At 50.7% G+C, this 17,188-nt stretch carries 10 protein-coding genes; all 10 read right to left on the reverse strand.

Annotation, left to right across the window (positions count from 1 at the left end; translation table 11 throughout):
- Positions 1 to 21: 21 nt before the first annotated feature.
- Entirely contained in the window at positions 22 to 1,482 is a 1,461-nt protein-coding gene (locus tag ACYVEA_RS18820; protein WP_461114976.1) for a RagB/SusD family nutrient uptake outer membrane protein, read from the reverse strand.
- Between the two features lie 60 nt (positions 1,483 to 1,542).
- Positions 1,543 to 4,740 (reverse strand): SusC/RagA family TonB-linked outer membrane protein, encoded by a 3,198-nt coding sequence (locus ACYVEA_RS18825; protein WP_461114977.1) that lies wholly within the window; start codon positions 4,738 to 4,740, stop codon positions 1,543 to 1,545.
- Positions 4,741 to 4,906: 166 nt separating this feature from the next.
- Complete coding sequence (locus ACYVEA_RS18830) at positions 4,907 to 6,628, reverse strand: hypothetical protein (RefSeq protein ID WP_461114978.1); 1,722 nt, start codon at positions 6,626 to 6,628, stop codon at positions 4,907 to 4,909.
- Between the two features lie 12 nt (positions 6,629 to 6,640).
- The gene (locus ACYVEA_RS18835) at positions 6,641 to 8,035 is read right to left on the reverse strand and encodes a DoxX family protein (protein WP_461114979.1); all 1,395 of its coding nucleotides are present in this window, start codon (positions 8,033 to 8,035) and stop codon (positions 6,641 to 6,643) included.
- Between the two features lie 122 nt (positions 8,036 to 8,157).
- Complete coding sequence (locus ACYVEA_RS18840; protein WP_461114980.1) at positions 8,158 to 9,042, reverse strand: cyanophycinase; 885 nt, start codon at positions 9,040 to 9,042, stop codon at positions 8,158 to 8,160.
- Between the two features lie 59 nt (positions 9,043 to 9,101).
- Positions 9,102 to 10,445 (reverse strand): RagB/SusD family nutrient uptake outer membrane protein, encoded by a 1,344-nt coding sequence (locus tag ACYVEA_RS18845; protein WP_461114981.1) that lies wholly within the window; start codon positions 10,443 to 10,445, stop codon positions 9,102 to 9,104.
- A 54-nt stretch (positions 10,446 to 10,499) separates the two neighbouring features.
- Complete coding sequence (locus ACYVEA_RS18850; protein WP_461114982.1) at positions 10,500 to 13,499, reverse strand: SusC/RagA family TonB-linked outer membrane protein; 3,000 nt, start codon at positions 13,497 to 13,499, stop codon at positions 10,500 to 10,502.
- 157 nt (positions 13,500 to 13,656) lie between these two features.
- Positions 13,657 to 13,941, reverse strand: a complete 285-nt coding sequence (locus ACYVEA_RS18855) for a hypothetical protein (RefSeq protein WP_461114983.1) — start codon at positions 13,939 to 13,941, stop codon at positions 13,657 to 13,659.
- Positions 13,942 to 14,507: 566 nt separating this feature from the next.
- The gene (locus ACYVEA_RS18860; RefSeq protein ID WP_461114984.1) at positions 14,508 to 15,155 is read right to left on the reverse strand and encodes a carbonic anhydrase; all 648 of its coding nucleotides are present in this window, start codon (positions 15,153 to 15,155) and stop codon (positions 14,508 to 14,510) included.
- A gap of 233 nt (positions 15,156 to 15,388) precedes the next feature.
- The gene (lepA, locus tag ACYVEA_RS18865) at positions 15,389 to 17,176 is read right to left on the reverse strand and encodes a translation elongation factor 4 (RefSeq protein WP_461114985.1); all 1,788 of its coding nucleotides are present in this window, start codon (positions 17,174 to 17,176) and stop codon (positions 15,389 to 15,391) included.
- Positions 17,177 to 17,188 lie beyond the last annotated feature (12 nt).

Below are 17,188 nucleotides of genomic sequence, written 5' to 3' on the forward strand. Positions count from 1 at the left end.
ATCAATAGAATTCAGGCAGAACTAGCTCAGCAGTAATTTATTGGTCGTGATCTCCGTATTCGGCAGTGGAAAAATGTAGTTGGCCTGCGACGGCAACACGGCGGGTGCACTGTTGGAACTGCTCGATTTGGCGGGTAGCGGCAGCAGATTACGGAGCAGATCATTGGATCGGAACCCCTCGCCGAGCAATTCGATGCGTCGCTCATTCAGAATGGTGTTGATCAGGGCGGCCTGTGTGCCGGTAGCGGTTGCCGGAAACGCATAACTGGCATCCGACCGATTTCGAACGGCTTTCAGCAGGTTGATGGCGGTTGGCAAATCGCCCGTTTGGGCTGCGGCTTCGGCATAATTCAACAACACTTCCGAGTAGCGGAGAATGGGCAGATAATCCAGAAACGGCGATGGCTTATTGTATTTTGTCAGGAATTGCACCCCCGATGCCGTGCGCGCAAATGTCCGTCTCAAATCGGTCGATTTCCATTCCGGATCGCCCCAAATGCCCGTTGGATTCAAGTTGTATTCCGAATTGGCGTTGAACACGTACGGGAAAGACGACTGCCCACCCACGTTGTCCAGCTCGGTCATTGGCACCGACAGAATCGACTCGGTGCTTGTGTAGTTGGTCGTGAAAATCTCGACGATGTTCTGTAGCTTGTGATTCACACCCGTAGCCGCCGAATAGGGCGCACTTGTCGAGACAATTTTCTTCGCTTCCTCAATTACTTTTGCCCAGTTACCGCTGTTCAAATACACACGGGTTTTTAGGGCAATTGCCGTGTTTCGGTGCGCCCGCGTCGTGTTGAGCAACGCGCTCGAATATGCAAGCGGAAGGTCGGCCTCTGCTTCGTTCAGATCTTTCAAAATCTGGGTATACACGTCGGCGACGGTGCTCCGTTTCAGGTCGTTATTTGCCGTTGTGGTTTCGGCCTGTAGACGTAGTGGCAAACCCGGCGAAGCCCCTTTGTTCTCGTTGAAAGGCCGGGCGTAGAGCGTTACGAGGCTGTAATAACTAAGCGCCCGCAGGAATTTCGCTTCGGCCGTATACTGCCTGGCCAACGTAGCGTCGACCTTCCCCGGATTGTCGGCCAGCCCTTTAATCAGGATGTTTGCGTTGTTGATGGCGGCATAACCGGCGGCCCAAAAGCCAGCCACGAAGTTCGACCCGGAGTTCAGCGTCTGATTCCAGGCTTCGTAGGCCGTGAACGTATTGCTCGTCCGGTTGATGAATTCTTCCCCGCGCGCTTCCGAATAGGTGTAGTAGTTGCCTCCGTAAAAATTGGCATTCTTGACGGCTTTATAAACGCCATTCACCAGACCCAGAATCCGGTCGGGGGTGTCGAATGCATTCGTACCACTCACGGATGTTTCGGGCGTGGGATTTAGCAATTCGGTATCGTTGCAGGCGAATAGCGATAGAAACAGGCTCAGACCGAGAAAATGGCCAAACCGACGTACTGGTATAGACGAATTAGATGGTTTCATGCTGTAATTTTTTATGATTTCGAGGATCGTTGGATGGGCTTTGCGAATGCGGAATTATGATTAAAACCCTACATTAAGACCGAACGTAATGGTTCGGGCCTGGCCAACGGAGTTCTTTTCAATGCCGGGTGTCGTGTTTGAATTACCGTTCACCGACGACTCAGGATCGGTGCCGGAGTAGGGCGTGATCAAAAAGAGATTGGACCCCTGCGCGTACACCCGAACCGAACTGAGTCCGATTTTGCTGAACAACGTAGTAGGCAGCCGGTAGCCAATCGATGCGTTTTGCAACCGTAGGAAATCGGCTTTTTCGGCGTTGGTCGATACCGGAAACGATGATCCGGTCGATAGCTGATCATTGTAAATCAGTCGCGGTACGTCCGTGATGTCGCCCGGTTTTTGCCAGCGGGTCAATACTTCGGTCGAGTTGTTGTAGGCTCGTTGGTCGAGTAGCGTCGCGCGGGTGCCGTTCATAACCAGATTACCGCCCGAATAGGTCAGATTAACACTCAGATCAAAGTTTTTGTACTTGATAGTATTGACCAGACCACCGTACCACCTGGGCAGGGCGTTGCCAATCAGATAATAATCGGCACCGGTAATGGCAGCGGCTGTTTTACCATCCAGATACGTCCACTGACTTTCGCCGGGTGCCACTACCTGGCTATACTGCACTTTCTCACCTTTGCCATTAATGAAAATCCGGCGCCCATTATCGGGGTTAACACCCGCTGTTTTAGCGCCATACAGACTGCCCACCGAATAGCCGACGCGGGTAACGTTTGTGGTTTCGTACGATACGTGTGTCGTACCCACAATGTCGGTATTTCCGTCGGCCAGCGCCGTTACTTTGTTGTTCAGATTGGTGTAGTTGAAGGCCGCATTCCACGAAAAATTACCTTTGCGCAGAATCGTTGCATTGATACCCAGCTCGATACCTCGATTGTACATCGACCCAACGTTGCCCAGAATTGAATTGCCGGGAATACCTTTCGATACGGCTTGTGGTGCGCTGAGAATCAGGCCATTTACATTGTTGTTGAAGTACGTGACGTCCACCTGAATCCGGTCGTTCAGGAAGCCCAGATCGGCCCCGACGTTGGTTTGCTCACTGGTTTCCCAACCCAGATTCTGATTGCCCGCCTGCGAAATTGCCCAGGTTGGTGCGTTGCCATACAGCGAACCGCTGTACAACTCCAGCGAGCTGTATGAATCGCTCAGGTTACCATTCCCAACGCGGCCCCAACTCGCCCGGAGTTTGATGTTGGTGAGGGTCGACGCAAGCCGGGAGTTCTTGTAAAAAGGCTCTTCACCCAGCGCCCAGCCGCCCGATACACCCCCGAAATTGCCGTATTTTTTGCCCGCTCCGAGCGCTGAATTACCATCCCGTCGGAAATTGACCGTTACGAAGTATTTTTTATTAAGGTCGTAGTTCAGCCGGGAGAAGAATGACAGGTAAGCCCGCTCACTCAGGTCATTGCCTGAGGCTGTGATAGCGCCCCAGTTGCCCTGATAATTGGTGAAAAATGGGTCGGCGGTTTGTGTGCGGGTGGCGCCCCAGGCTGAGTTATTGAACTTTTGAACATCATAGCCCGCCAGCACCGACACCGCATGTTTGGTGGTAAATGTCTCTTTGTAGGAAAGTGTATTGGTCCAGTTCCAGTTATCCCGAATGGCCGAAACATTGGTTACCGACCCTTTGGTCGAGTAGCCGTCGCCCTGAATGGCACTATTGAAGCTAACATTGTCCGTACGTAGCCGGTCGATGGCGTAGGTCGTCGCAAAGTCCAGATTCTTCAGCAGTTTTGCTGTAGCCCCGAAACTGGCTATGATACGGTCGTTTCCAGACGTGAACCGGTTCTGATCTAACAGAGCCACCGGATTGCCGAAGTTGCTAACGACCAGGTTATTACCCATGCCAATAGTATTCGGGTTCGTCTTGCTGATGTTGTAGCTGCCGTCGGCGTTGTAGGCCGGTACGTTGGGCGGAAGCGCTATGGACAGCCGGGCCGCGCCGACCAGAAAAAAGTTTGAGCCGGGCAGTGAACCCGCATACGGAGACTGGTTGTCGCTGGTGTTGTAGGAAACACTTCCCCGCAGTTTCAGCCAGGGCGTTACCTCCTGATCGATGTTAAAGCGGGCGGCTTTTCGTTTAAATTCATTCGCCACCAGGAAGCCTTTCTGATCGGTGTAATTAGCTGAAAAATAGTACGTTGTCGATTGAGTGCCGCCCGATACGCTGATGTTATGGCTTTGGGAAACGCCCGTGCGGTAGATGTAATCAGACCATCTGGTGTCTATGGCCGATCCATCCGCATTGGTATTGGGGAAAAATAACGCCGAGGCTACGTTGTCATTATTGGCATTTCCTCCCAGGATTTTCGCATTTAAAACGGCTTCATTCTTGATCGAAATGAACTGTTCGGCATTCAATAGTTTCGGCAGACGAACCACTTCCGACGCACCCACCCAAGTTTCGTACGTGATACGTGGTTTGCCCGCTTTGCCTCGTTTGGTGGTGATAAGCAGCACGCCCGCAGCCGCGCGAGAGCCGTAAATAGAAGTTGAAGCCGCATCTTTCAATACGTCAATCGACTCAATATCAGCAGGATTGATGTCGCCAAGCGGATTATTTGGTACAGCCGTACTTGCCGATACATTGCCGGTGTTGATCGGAATGCCATCAACCACGACCAGCGGGTAGGAACTCAGGGAGATCGAGTTTACGCCCCGAATCCGAATGACGGGCGGGTTGTTCAATACGCCGTTGGGTTGCGCGATACTTACGCCCGCAGCCCGACCCTGCAACGCCTGATCGAAGCTCTGGACCGGCTGTTCCTTGATGGCATCGCCGTTGACCCGTACCGCCGAACCGGTAAATTCGGCTTTGGTTTGCGTGCCATACCCAACGACCATGACTTCACTGAGTTGTCGGGTATCGGAACTGAGTGCTACGTTAAGGGTGGATTGGTTGTCGATGCTAATTTCCTGTGTCACAAACCCAATAGCGGATATCACCAGTTTTTTGGCATTCTGTGGTACCTGAATCGAGAATTTTCCATTGGCGTCGGTTTGGGCTCCCTGATTCGTTCCCTGTACGACAATGTTGACGCCGGGAACAGACTGGCCATCGTCTTTACCCGTAATGGTTCCGGTTATCACCCGATTCTGCGCAAACGCCTGCGACGTAATAAACGCCAGTAACAGCAGGGTTTTCAGTACGTTACGTACCGGAATTGTTATAGAGGTTGTATTCATTTTGTGTAGGTGGTTGTATGTAAATTGATGGTTTGTTGTCGCAGCCTGTCTCACCCCACCCCCGGCCCCTCCCCTTAGTTCAAGGGGAGGCAGACTAGCAAAAGCTCCTCCCATGTTTTCAGGGGCGGGGTTACGACGGTCGGTTGCTGCCGTGGGGTAAAGTGCCTCAATACGTTCCGGCATTGAGCGTGCTTTTCGAGAGGGCGTAAGGACGGTTTACGCGGTCCAGCACGACGTAAATGGAATCTTTGTTTTCGTTGATGCCGGTCAGCACGACCCGCGATCCATCGGTTGTTTGGTAGTTCAGAACCATATGGTTACGCTTCCCGTCTTCCTGCTTTGCTTCTGATTTGATGCCTTTACTACGACGGGTTGTCAGAGCAATGGGCTCAATTTTTGGGTATTCAGGACCGATGTTGGCGCGTGCAGCGGCTGGAATCCAGTTGGCTACTGACGCATCAGATTGCCGGTCCTGGCGGTTCTTTTGCGTTTTTTTACTGCTGGCGTCAGAGACTAAATCGGCCGATAGACGTTCTCCGCGCTCCGAAAACGGCTTGTATTTATCCTGTAAATACAGGACGTTGTTTACCGTGTCGGCATCGTAATAAAACACCCCCTGACCACCGCCTACGCCTGTCAGCTCAAAGGTTCGATTGATGTCGCGCATGGGTGAGCCGCCCCCGTTCGAGAGATCGAGTGGCACCGCACGGTTCACCTTAAACGTCAGCGTCGACCAGTTTTCAAACGTGGCTTCCTGCCACCGAACGGAATCCACGGGTGAGTAGGGAATTGATTTATTATTCAGCCTGAACTCCGTTACGTTGTAGTTACCCCGCAGTTCGCGAACCCCTTTTTGAGCGGGCTGTTTATACGGATCGTAGCGAAAATTGACGTATTGAATCCAGAATAAAAGCACTAAAAAAATGCCAATCGTTGCCGCTTTTAGGACGATTCTACTTGCCTTCTGCCAGCCTTTGGAAAACGGTGGATAGTAATACGTCGGAATCGTGAACTGCTCCCGAATCAGCAGATTGTAGAGGTCGCGGACGTAGTAAATGAGCAGAAAACCCGCGAGCAGCACAAAGTAGGAACTGTAGCCATGAACACCGCCATCGTAGGCAAAATTGACGTACACAATGTCGGCCAGCGCCCCAAAAAGCAGCACCGACCCCCAGAATGTAGTAGCTCGAAAGAAGAGAAGCGCACCCGCCAGCACCTCAACAACACCCGCAAAGACTTCGTACCAGGGTACTATTCCAACCGATAACCAGTAAATTTTCTGGGCGGTCAAATCGCCGAAGTTGGTGTTTAATAAGCCCAGCGACGGGTAAGGTAACTGGGTGGGTAGCAGCTTGGTGAAACCAAAACCAATAATGCCAATGCCCGCCCGATAGCGGACAATGACCCGTAGCCAATAGTAGAGTAAATTATAGTCCCGTGGTTCGGCCCGCCGAATTTTGATAACGGCTGTCCAGATCAGCCCACCAACGGCCGACAGAAGGAGAATAAATACCCATTCGCCATAGCCCATCCACGTTGGCCACCAGCTAACGCCCCGGCCCAGTAGGCTTGGTTGAAAGCGGGCGATGTCGTACAAATCGCGGTAGTGCAAGTGCAACCAGTCGAGCGAGAAGGTGTTTTTGTACCAACCCGCACTGGTTGGTATCGACATGGCGATGAAGAAGATAAACGCAATCCGGAAGGCAATTTTCTGAAAATCAGTCCAGGGATTTGGCGCATTTTTTGGCGTTTCTCCGTTGGTCTGTGTCTCCGCAGACCGAGTTGAGGTTCCAGAAGATTGATCACGTATAACTTGATTTTCGGTTAGTTCTTCGGGCGAAACCAGACCTAGATCCAGCCGTTCGGGATTGATGTTAGGGAGTGTCATCGTGCAGCAGAATTAAAGTTTGAGTGTACCCCGACGGCCAGCTTTGGCAGCCTCGTTCAGCAGGTATTTTTTGTCCAGTTTTTGAAGGGCCACGTAGATCGAATCGCGGGTTTCGTTCAGTCCCGAGAGAATAATGTGTTTATTGTCAGGACGTTCGTAGTGCAGTGTCAGCGTTTCCTGCTCGTCAGGATTGCGATTTTTGAGCGTCAGTCTGTGTTGAACCGAATCAAGCTGATAGCTGTAATAATGGCGTCCTGCCGAACCCGATAACTCATACCGGCGGTTGGCATCATCCGCAAGTATCTGCTCGACATTCGTGGTTTCTAGCCGTACCGGACGATTCGATTTAATGCTGATCGTGTTCCAGTTCTCAAACACTACGTCCTGCCAGCGTTTGGAATCCGTTTTCGAGTAGGGGATCGTCTCGCCAGCTAATCTAAACTCCTGGACATTGTATAGACCAGCGGCCCCGGCCAAAATTGGCTCGTCCGTTCGGGCTGATTGAGGAAACTGATACCCTCCGGCCTGATAGGCCGCGTAGGTTTTGTAGCCGTATAGAAAAACCGTAAAAACGATAAAGGCACTCTTGAGGGCCAGCCGACCGTATCGCTGCCAGCGTTCGGTCAACACGAGCCGGAATCGGTTGGGAACGGTGGGCTTTTCAAGTGAAACCAGCCGAAATAAGCGAATGGCATCGAACGCAAATAAAAACAAGGCGAAGCTCGTAAGCAGAAGACTATACACGGCTTCACCGCCTTCGTAGGCCAGATTGGATACGAAAATGTTACCCAAAAACGGAATGATAATCAACGTGCCAACGGTGGTCGTACGCCGGTTCAGCAACAATAATCCGCCGAGAATCTCGACCAGTCCAAGAAAGGATTCGTAGGAAGGAACAATGCCCAGACTGAGTGAAAATAATTTCCAGGCCGTAAAGTCGCCATAGGCCGTGTTGAGGTTGCTGATCGATGGGAGCGGGGCCTGCATGGGAAATAACTTGATGAACCCGTAGGCAATGACGCCGATAGCCAGTCGGTAACGTAGCACGACCCGTAGCCAGTAATAGAGAGTCGCATATTCGGTTTGTTTTTTGGCACGAACCGTCCAGATAATCGTCCCTACCAGTGCAATCAGCGCGACGATCACCCAGTTGATGAACATATCGTCCGGACCGAAAAAATAGGGGGCATAACGCGCCAGATTGAATAAATCGCGGTAATAAAGCGGTCCCCAATTAATCGTGAAAAGGTCGCGATAAAAATGCCAGTTGAGTGGAACGGCTTGAATAAGGAAATAGATAAAGAAAAATCGAAAGGCGATTTTCTCCGTATTTGTCCAGTCCGATGACGCTTGACTGGGTTTCATGTGTGGTTTATCTACGATGTATTTTTCATCAATATAATCCATAGATTTTATAGGTTAATAAAAATTAAAAGATGCTTTCTTGAGGAAAATGGCATCATAAGTAGTCTTCGAAATCCGTGCCACGGTTATAACCGTGGCACGGATGAATCATGGTAAAAGTCCGATTACTTAGCGAGTTCGGTTGTTCTAGGTGTCTGTGTGAGTATGACTTTACGCGCCTGTAAATCAAACTTTTGGCCTTTGCCAAGGAAGTAAAAGGGGCCGCCCGTACTGTTTTGGCCGGATGGGTATTTTGCATTGTTGGCAATCTGCCCGGCTTCGTAAATCGCTACGTACGAATTGCCGATTACCTCGAACGTATTTTGTTGCACAACTATCGCGGTGCTTTCGTCAATGGCAATGCCGAGCAATTCGGGGCGGGATTTTATGACGTCGATAAGGTCGAATTGACGGTTTCTGCGCAAAAAGTGCTGGTCAATCGTTACGTTATGAATGAAATCAAGCCCCTGCGTATGATCGCCGACCATGATTGAGTTGCCTTTAGTATCGCCCCGAACCATGAAGGAACCCTGAATGGTGGCCCCCGCCGACGTACCGCCAATGACGCCACCCCGGCTAAGTACTGCATTGAATTCCTTGTGTGCCAGTGTGTTTAGGTACGAATCGGCCAGTCGCCAGTGCCGACCACCCACGAACCAAATGCCTGTGGCTTTCCGGATCGGTGCCACGAACGATTCCTGGTTGGCGACTTTGGGATCACGCGTATGCAGGATCGTAATGTTTTTGACGCCCAGACTGACCAGTTTCTCTTTTTCACGAGGGGCGCTGCTGGCCGAGGAGTCTTCACCCGCCGTTGGAATTATGATAATGTTTGCATTGGCGGGTCCTCCGGCCAGTTCCACAAAACGGCCCCACAGTTCTGGCCCCATAGCGCCACCGCCTACAATAATCAGGGCACCTTTTTCGGGGCCTACCGTCTTGGTTTGTGCATTCGCTAACCCGGTAATTAGCGATAAAAAGAGGATGGGGAGAAAGAATTGCTTTTTCATTTAAGTAGTTTGATTTTCGTGCAATCAGACGGTTGTTGCCTGACTGGTACTAAGTTATGTCAATAGCCTGGATTTTGTGTCAGTGCTTTGTCTGCTAAAATTTCGCTGTTCGGAATAGGGAGTACATATTTATTCACATCCGTGATGCCCAATACAGCGGCCACCCGACCCGTACGAACCAGATTAAACCAGCGATCGGCTTCAAATGGAAACTCAACCTGTCGCTCGTTTTCAATAGCCAGTAGCAAGGCCTCTTTGGTAGATGCCTGTGACAGCGACACGCCAGCCCGATCACGAACGGCATTCAGGTCGGCAAGAGCCGTTGTTGTTTTCCCCAGTTGAGCACGTGCCTCCGCCCGAATCAAATACAGTTCGGCGATACGTATTACGTAGGCTGGATCGGTGCCGAGTGGCGTTCGGTAGTACAGTTTTCCATACCACAGATTGCCCGGAGGTACCGTCTTCGCGATCAGCTCGGAGCGATTTCCACCCACCGTCGGGTCGTTCAGTAACGCAACGAGCTTGTCGTTGGGCGCCCACTCACGACGTCCGCTCAGCGCTGGCGGTAACCACCAGTTGTAGTGGCCATTTTTGAATGAGTTCGTGTACGCAATTTCAAAAACCGATTCCGTTGTAGCCACGGCATTGTTGGCAAAGAAGGCGCTGTAGGGTTTCGCCAGCTTGTAGCTGGCGGCATCGTCGATGAGTTTGCTGGCGTAGGTTTCGGCCTGTTCCCATTCCTGCCGATACAAATGATACCGCGCCCGCAGCGCCCAGATGGTCTTTCGGGTGACTCTGTTCCGGTTGGTGGTGGTGCCTAGCAGGGGTTCGGCGGCAGTCAGGTCTTTCAGCACCTGCGCATACGTGGCATCCAGACTGCTACGTGTAATGCCGGTATTGTCGGATGGGGTATGGGTTGCTTTCAGAATTAGTTGCACTCCACCCCAGCCGCGCGCCAGATCAAAATACGATAGGGCGCGAAGCGCATAGGCTTCCCCCTGAATCTGGTTTTTCCGATCAGCCGTCAGTTGCGGATCGGATAACGCTGGTACGGTTTCCAGCAGGTAATTGGCTTCCAGAATCGTTTTATAGATGGCACTCCAGGCCGAACTAACGTAGCCATTATCAGCGGTTAATTTGCGGGCGGTAATCTGTTGCGGGTCCGACTGGGAGCCCGTCCACTGAATATCACCACCTGATAGGTAGGATATGGCCGGGAAATTGGAGCCATAATAGCTATCACTTCCCAGTCGATTGTATAAGCCATTGACGGCGGCCTCCGCTGTACTGGCATTCGTAATAGCCTGTGATTCATCGACCTGCAACTCAGGCTGCACATCCAGAAAACTCTGGCAACCCGTGAGCAGGAGTATAATAGGTAGTAGTTTGAAATTCTTTTTCATAAGGAATGCTAAGTAGCGGTCCGATGTGTTCAATAATCCGTAGTGAGGAGTAAATCAGAAAGTCAGGTTCAGGCCAAACTGAGCCGTGCGGGGCTGGGGGGGCGTACCCAGATCGTACCCTTGTGTAGTAGGGTTACCCGTTACGTTTACTTCGGGGTCCGGCCCCTGATAATTGCTCAATAACCACAGATTCGAGCCGCTGTAATACACCCGCGCCGATGCGATGCCCAGTTTGCGAAGGGCCGATTTGGGAATACTATAACCGAAAACAACCGAGTTCAGCCGCAGGAACGAGCCATCCTCCACAAAACGACTTGTTGGACTCAGGTTGTAATTATTCCCAATCGTCGTGACGCGGGGCACATCCGTAATGTCGCCTTCTTTCTGCCAGCGGTTCAACTGATTTTTGTTGATAGCCCGCCGGTCATCGCGCGTACCACCCGACTCCAGGAAGAAGCGGTTGTTGTTGAACACTTTGCTGCCCGAGCTGAAATTGAAGAACACCGACAGGTCGAAACCTTTGTAGGCAAACGTGTTGTTGAATCCGCCGAAGAATTTTGGCAACGCGCTCCCATAAAATTGCTTGTCGGCCACCGTGATTTGACCGTCCTTGTTCACGTCTTCATAAACCGCATTGCCCGTTTTGGGATCGACATAGAGCTGTTTGTACACATAAAACGAGTGGAACGGATAGCCCTGGGCCATGCGTTCAGTGGCATAACTGGCATCGACAGGAATCGAGAGTTTTTCAACCCGGTTGACGTTGCCGGCAATGTTAAAGCTCGTATTCCACTGGAATCCGCCTTTGTTTATGTTCTGCGAATTGATGGCAAACTCAAGGCCACGGTTACTGGTTTCACCGTTATTCTGGTAGATGCTGGCAAAGCCGGAACTTTGTGCCAGCGGCACCTGAAGCAGCAGATCGTAGGTATACTTCGAATAGGCGTTGACTTCCAGTCCAATGCGGTTGTTAAATAAACCAACGTTCAAGCCTACGTTGGTTTGGCGAGTCGTTTCCCATTTTAGTTCAGGGTTTGCCAACTGCACGGGGACCGTACCGGGATTGTCCAGATAATTGTATCCACCGCCCCATAAGCCGCGCGATGCGTAGTTGTCGATGCCATTCTGGTTGCCCGTCCAACCGACGCTGGCCCGAATTTTTAAATCATTCAGGAAGCTAACATCGCGCAGGAAGTTCTCCTGCTTGAGTTGCCAGGCCACCCCCGCCGACGGGAAATACCCCCAGCGGTGACCAACCGCAAATTTTGAGGAAGCATCGGCCCGCAGGCTGGCCTCGAAGAAGTATTTCTTGTCAAAATTGTAATCGACGCGCCCGAAAAACGAGACCAGATTGTAGCGGTTACTGGTTGATGAGGACGTCGTAACTGACGCTGACGCAATCTGCTTGAAGGCATCTGAGGGGAAGTTGGTACCCTGCGCGAGCGTTTGCGTCGCTACGTTGCCCTGGAACGTATTGCCTACCAAAGCACCGAAATTATGTCGGGTACCAAACGTTTTGCGGTACGATAAGGTCTGCTCATTGATCCAGATCGTATTCTTGCTGATACTGGACGTCGCTAGCCCTTTGCTGGCACTGCCCCGGTTGGTCAGCGTGTTCCAATATTCATATTCGTTGTAATCGTTGTAGTCAATACTCCAGCTACTGCGGAGTTTAAGGCCGCTGATAATGTCGTACTCCCCAAAGATGTTACCGATGTAGCGCGTGCTGGTCGAGTGCATATCCGTATTGTTGATCAGCACGTCCAGATTGTCGAAGCCAGCCCACTTGGCATACGTACCGTCTGTATTGAATTTAGGTAGATAGGTAGGTGTATGCAGAGCCGCCTGCAAAATTCCTCCCTGCGGCCCGTCGCCAACGCGGGCATTGGTGCGATTCGACTGCGAGAAAATGTTGCTGGTGCCGATCCGGATTTTATCGGTAATGTCCTGATCCAGATTAAGTTTAAAACTGGCTCGCGAGAAGTCATTGGTACGTAGCGTGGCTTGCTGGCTTGTATAACCGCCACCCAGATAGAAGCGGGTCTGCTTGGTTCCACCCGATACGGAGAGGTCGTAGTTCTGCAACGTACCGGTTCGGAAAATATCGTGCAGACGGTCGTAGGTTTGTTGCTCTTCGGGCAGGCCTCGCCCACCTTCCGAAACTGGCCGGAAAGGGCGCGTTGCGGCTGGCTTGCCGTCGTTTATCCAAGCCTCATTGATGATCGTCGCGTGTTCGGGGCCGGTGACCAGATCCCAGAGTTTGGGTGCCCATGCCTGCCCGACGGATGCGTTGAGCTGCACTTTTGTCTTACTATTGTATGACCCTCGTTTGGTCGTAATCAGCACCACCCCATTCGCAGCCCGCGCCCCGTAGATCGCCGTGGCTTCGGCATCTTTCAGGATCGAAATGGATTCGATGTCGGCGGGGTTGATGTCGGCCAGCGGGTTGTTGGATTGTCCCTGCGTCGTGATTTTTTGCAACGACTGATTGTTGACGAACACGCCATCCACGACGTACAAAGGATCATTGCTGGCGTTGATGGACGTAGTACCCCGGATGCGAAAGAAAATACCGTCGCCTGGTACGCCCGTGTTGGCCGCCACCTGCACACCAGCCGCCCGACCCTGCAATTGCTGGTCGAAGCTGGCTACAGGCCGGTTTTTGATTTCGTCGGCATTGACCTGGCTCACCGAACCGACCAGATTTTTGCGATCCTGTGTGCCGTAGCCAACCACGACAACCTCATTCAATTGCGAGGCCGACTCGCCTAGGAAAATATCCAGTGTAGTTTTTGCCCCGACTTTTACCTGCGTAGTTTGGTAGCCAATGGCCGAGATTACTAATTCATCGCCTTGGTGTGCATCAATGCTAAATTGCCCATTTGCATCGGTCGATGCCCCTTTTGTTTGATTTTTTAATACCACGTTTGCGCCCGGCAGTGGTTCGTCATTATCGGTCCGAACGGTGCCCGATAGTCGTGTTCCGGAGGATTGTGCCAGCAATCCTCCGCAAGAGAGTAGCCAGACTACTCCCGCAAATAAAAGTTTTTGCATTACTTTGTCTTGGTTATGTGAAAAATGAGGCCGGTCCGACGCTTCGGTTACTAGAGCCTTGTATTAGCCAGCCGGAACGGTTGCCGCCGTTTCGGCTTTTTTATTGATCTACAGACTAGTTGCCGCTGGTCTGTAGATGGGTGATTAATGAACTTTCTTACCGGATTTCCCGCACACTCACGATGCCCCGCACCGACTGTAACCGCTGTACGAGCCTACCTGTCAGCCGTTGATCTTCCCGCATCTGAACTGTCAATAATCCGTTTGCCTGCAAACCATCAGCTTCAAAGGAGAGCGCCCGGATCGTGTAACTGCCATCCTGAGGGACTGTATTGGCAATGTCGCTAACAAAATTCACCCGGTCGAAACCCGCGATTTGATACGTTACACTGGCAATGAGCCCATTGAAATCGGCATGAGCAGTCGCGTTTAAAGTGTTCATAATGATTTCAGTTTCACGAGTTAATGGGTAAAATTTGAAATATTATTTTAATCTGTAGAATAAGTAGGATAAATGAGTATTGATTAAATCATTTACTTCTGCAACTGAATTAAAAGAAAATGAATTAGGGGTATAATGCTCGAATGGCTGAGCCAGGGATCTAGTAACAGCAACAACCGAAGGCGAACGATACATCGCACATGACTATTTCCCGTAAAAGAGATTCGTCAATGTTTAAAACAGTATAAGCTGTGTGTTGAAAAGCCTTCATGGTGGTCTTGGCGGGTGAGGTCCCGACTAATCTTGTTAATTAATGGGCAAAGGTGAATAGTCGGTTCTGGAATTCCAAGAAAAATATAAAAAAATGATTATCAGCCTGTTATCTATTAGTCTATCGAGAAATACGGTTATTAGGCTGACAGGCAAAGCTAAGTCCTTGTCAGGCTTATCAGTAAGTGAAAGGTTTTTCTAATAACCACCCGGTCGATTACCTTCAATCGCCGGGTGGAAGTAAAAGAATTCAAATCACCGTTATTATTGATAGGGAGAACACCTATCTGCTACGTCTACTGTGCGGCTTTGACATTCTTGAACCGATAAATATCCAGGTTTGGCTTTAGGTCGTCGACCGTAACCTGCATGTCTTTGAGTTGTCCATCACCAAGGTCGTATACCCACCCATGCACCTTGATGTCCTGACTATCAAACAAACGCTTCTGGACGAATGACAGCTTCATCACGTTCATACACTGCTCCCGTACATTTAACTCAACCAGCCGCCGATGTCTGGCTTCGGGATCTTCGAGGGCATCAAGCTCGTCACGATACATGCGATATACGTCCTGGATGTTACGTAGCCAGGTGTTCATATAGCCAAAGTCATCGTGGGTAGTAGCTGCTTTGACGCCCCCGCAGCCGTAATGTCCGCAAACGATGACGTGTTTAACCTGTAAATTCTCAACAGCGTACTGCAACACCGCCAGCGAGCTAATGTCGTTGTTGGGTACCAGATTGGCAATGTTACGATGGATGAACACGTCCCCTGGCTTAACGCCCATAAAAGCGTCTGGCGCTACCCGACTATCCGAACAACCAATGTAAAGAAATTCAGGCGTTTGGCCTTTAGCCATGCCTGAGAAATAGGTAGGGTCAATTTGCAGTTGTTTCTGCACCCATTCTTTATTATTAGTGAATACTTTGTCGTACAAATTCATAAACTCACTTTGTTTTTAGTTAAAAAAAAAGATTTTGCTTCAATGATTATGTAAGCGTATCGCTTGTGGTATAATCAGTATGAATCACTTGGCCAGATTACCGAAAAGTAGTGTAAAAGCAGTTAAAGTACTATTTATTCAATAAAATTTATTCTATGAGCAGCCTATTCCCCGCGCCTACCTGACAAGCCTAAAAGCAAAAAAGCCAATCCGTTTCCAGATTGGCTTCTCTATCAATTGATCTTCAGCACCGCCATAAAGGCCGCCTGCGGGATTTCGACATTGCCTACCTGGCGCATTCGCTTCTTCCCTTTCTTCTGTTTTTCTAGCAGTTTGCGTTTTCGGGAAATATCACCGCCATAACACTTGGCCAGTACGTCTTTCCGGAGGGCGCTCAGGGTTTCTCTGGCAATAATTTTCTGACCAATGGCCGCCTGAATCGCGATTTCGAACTGTTGCCGGGGTATTAATTCGCGAAGCTTTTCGCATAGTTTTTTGCCCCACTCATACGCTTTGTCGCGGTGAACGATAGCGGAAAGAGCATCCACAGGTTCGCCGTTGAGCAATACGTCTAACTTCACCATGTTCGACTCTCGGTTATCAATGAATTCATAATCGAGCGAGGCATAGCCGCGTGAGATGGTTTTGAGTTTGTCGAAAAAGTCGAACACGACTTCAGCCAGTGGCATCTCGAACTGCAATTCCACCCGATCCTGAGTCAGGTAGATCTGATTCTTGAGCAGACTTCGTTTGTCCATGCACAGGCCAATGATGGCACCAACGTAATCGGCTTTAGTGATGATCTGCGCTTTGATGAATGGCTCCTCAATCCAGTCGATCAAGTTGGGGTCTGGCATTTCGGCTGGCGCGGATACCTGCAGATTTACGCCTTTGGTTGTCATGACTTCGAACCGCACCGATGGGACCGTTGTGATCACCGTCATATCAAACTCGCGTTCCAGACGTTCCTGGACAATTTCCATATGCAGCATACCCAGGAAGCCGCACCGGAATCCGAATCCTAAAGCCGCCGATGTTTCGGGTTCCCAAACGAGAGCCGCATCATTGAGCTGAAGTTTTTCCATTGCCTCGCGAAGATCTTCGAATTCGCTGGTTTCGACGGGGTAGATACCGGCGAATACCATGGGCTTCACTTCCGAAAATCCCTGAATGGCTTCTTTGGCCGGTCGGTCAAACTGCGTGATCGTATCACCAACCTTAACTTCTTTGGCCACTTTAATGCCCGAAATCAAGTACCCTACGTCACCACACTCAATCACGTCGCGCGGCACCTGCACCAGGCCCAATGTGCCCACCTCATCGGCATTATATTCTTTGCCGGTGTTCATGAACTTTACCTTGTCACCCTTGCGGATACGGCCGTTCTTAACCCGGAAGATAACCTCGATTCCCCGATAGGAATTGAAATGTGAGTCGAAAATGAGGGCCTGCAAGGCGCCGTCGGGTTCGCCTTGTGGCGCCGGAATCCGCTCGACGATAGCCGCCAGAATTTCGGGTACGCCAATACCTTCCTTACCGCTGGCCGGAATAATGTCGTCGCGTTCGCAACCGATCAGGTCAACCATTTCGTCCTTAACCTCCTCTGGCATCGCCCCTGGTAGATCAATCTTATTCAGCACCGGAATAATGACCAGATCATTATTCATCGCCAGATAGAGATTCGAAATAGTTTGGGCTTCAATACCCTGCGACGCATCGACAAGGAGTAAAGCCCCTTCGCAGGCCGCAATGGAACGTGACACTTCGTAAGAAAAATCGACGTGACCAGGGGTGTCGATCAGATTGAGCGTATAGAGCTCTCCTTTGTAGGGAAACGTCATCTGGATCGCGTGGCTCTTGATCGTGATTCCGCGCTCGCGCTCCAGGTCCATGTCGTCCAGCAACTGCGCCTGCATGTCGCGGGCCCCTACCGTTTTGGTAAATTCTAGAAGTCGGTCGGCTAACGTACTTTTGCCGTGATCAATGTGGGCAATAATGCAAAAATTACGAATGTGTTTCACGTTGGAATATCG

This window comes from Spirosoma jeollabukense, assembly GCF_054777855.1.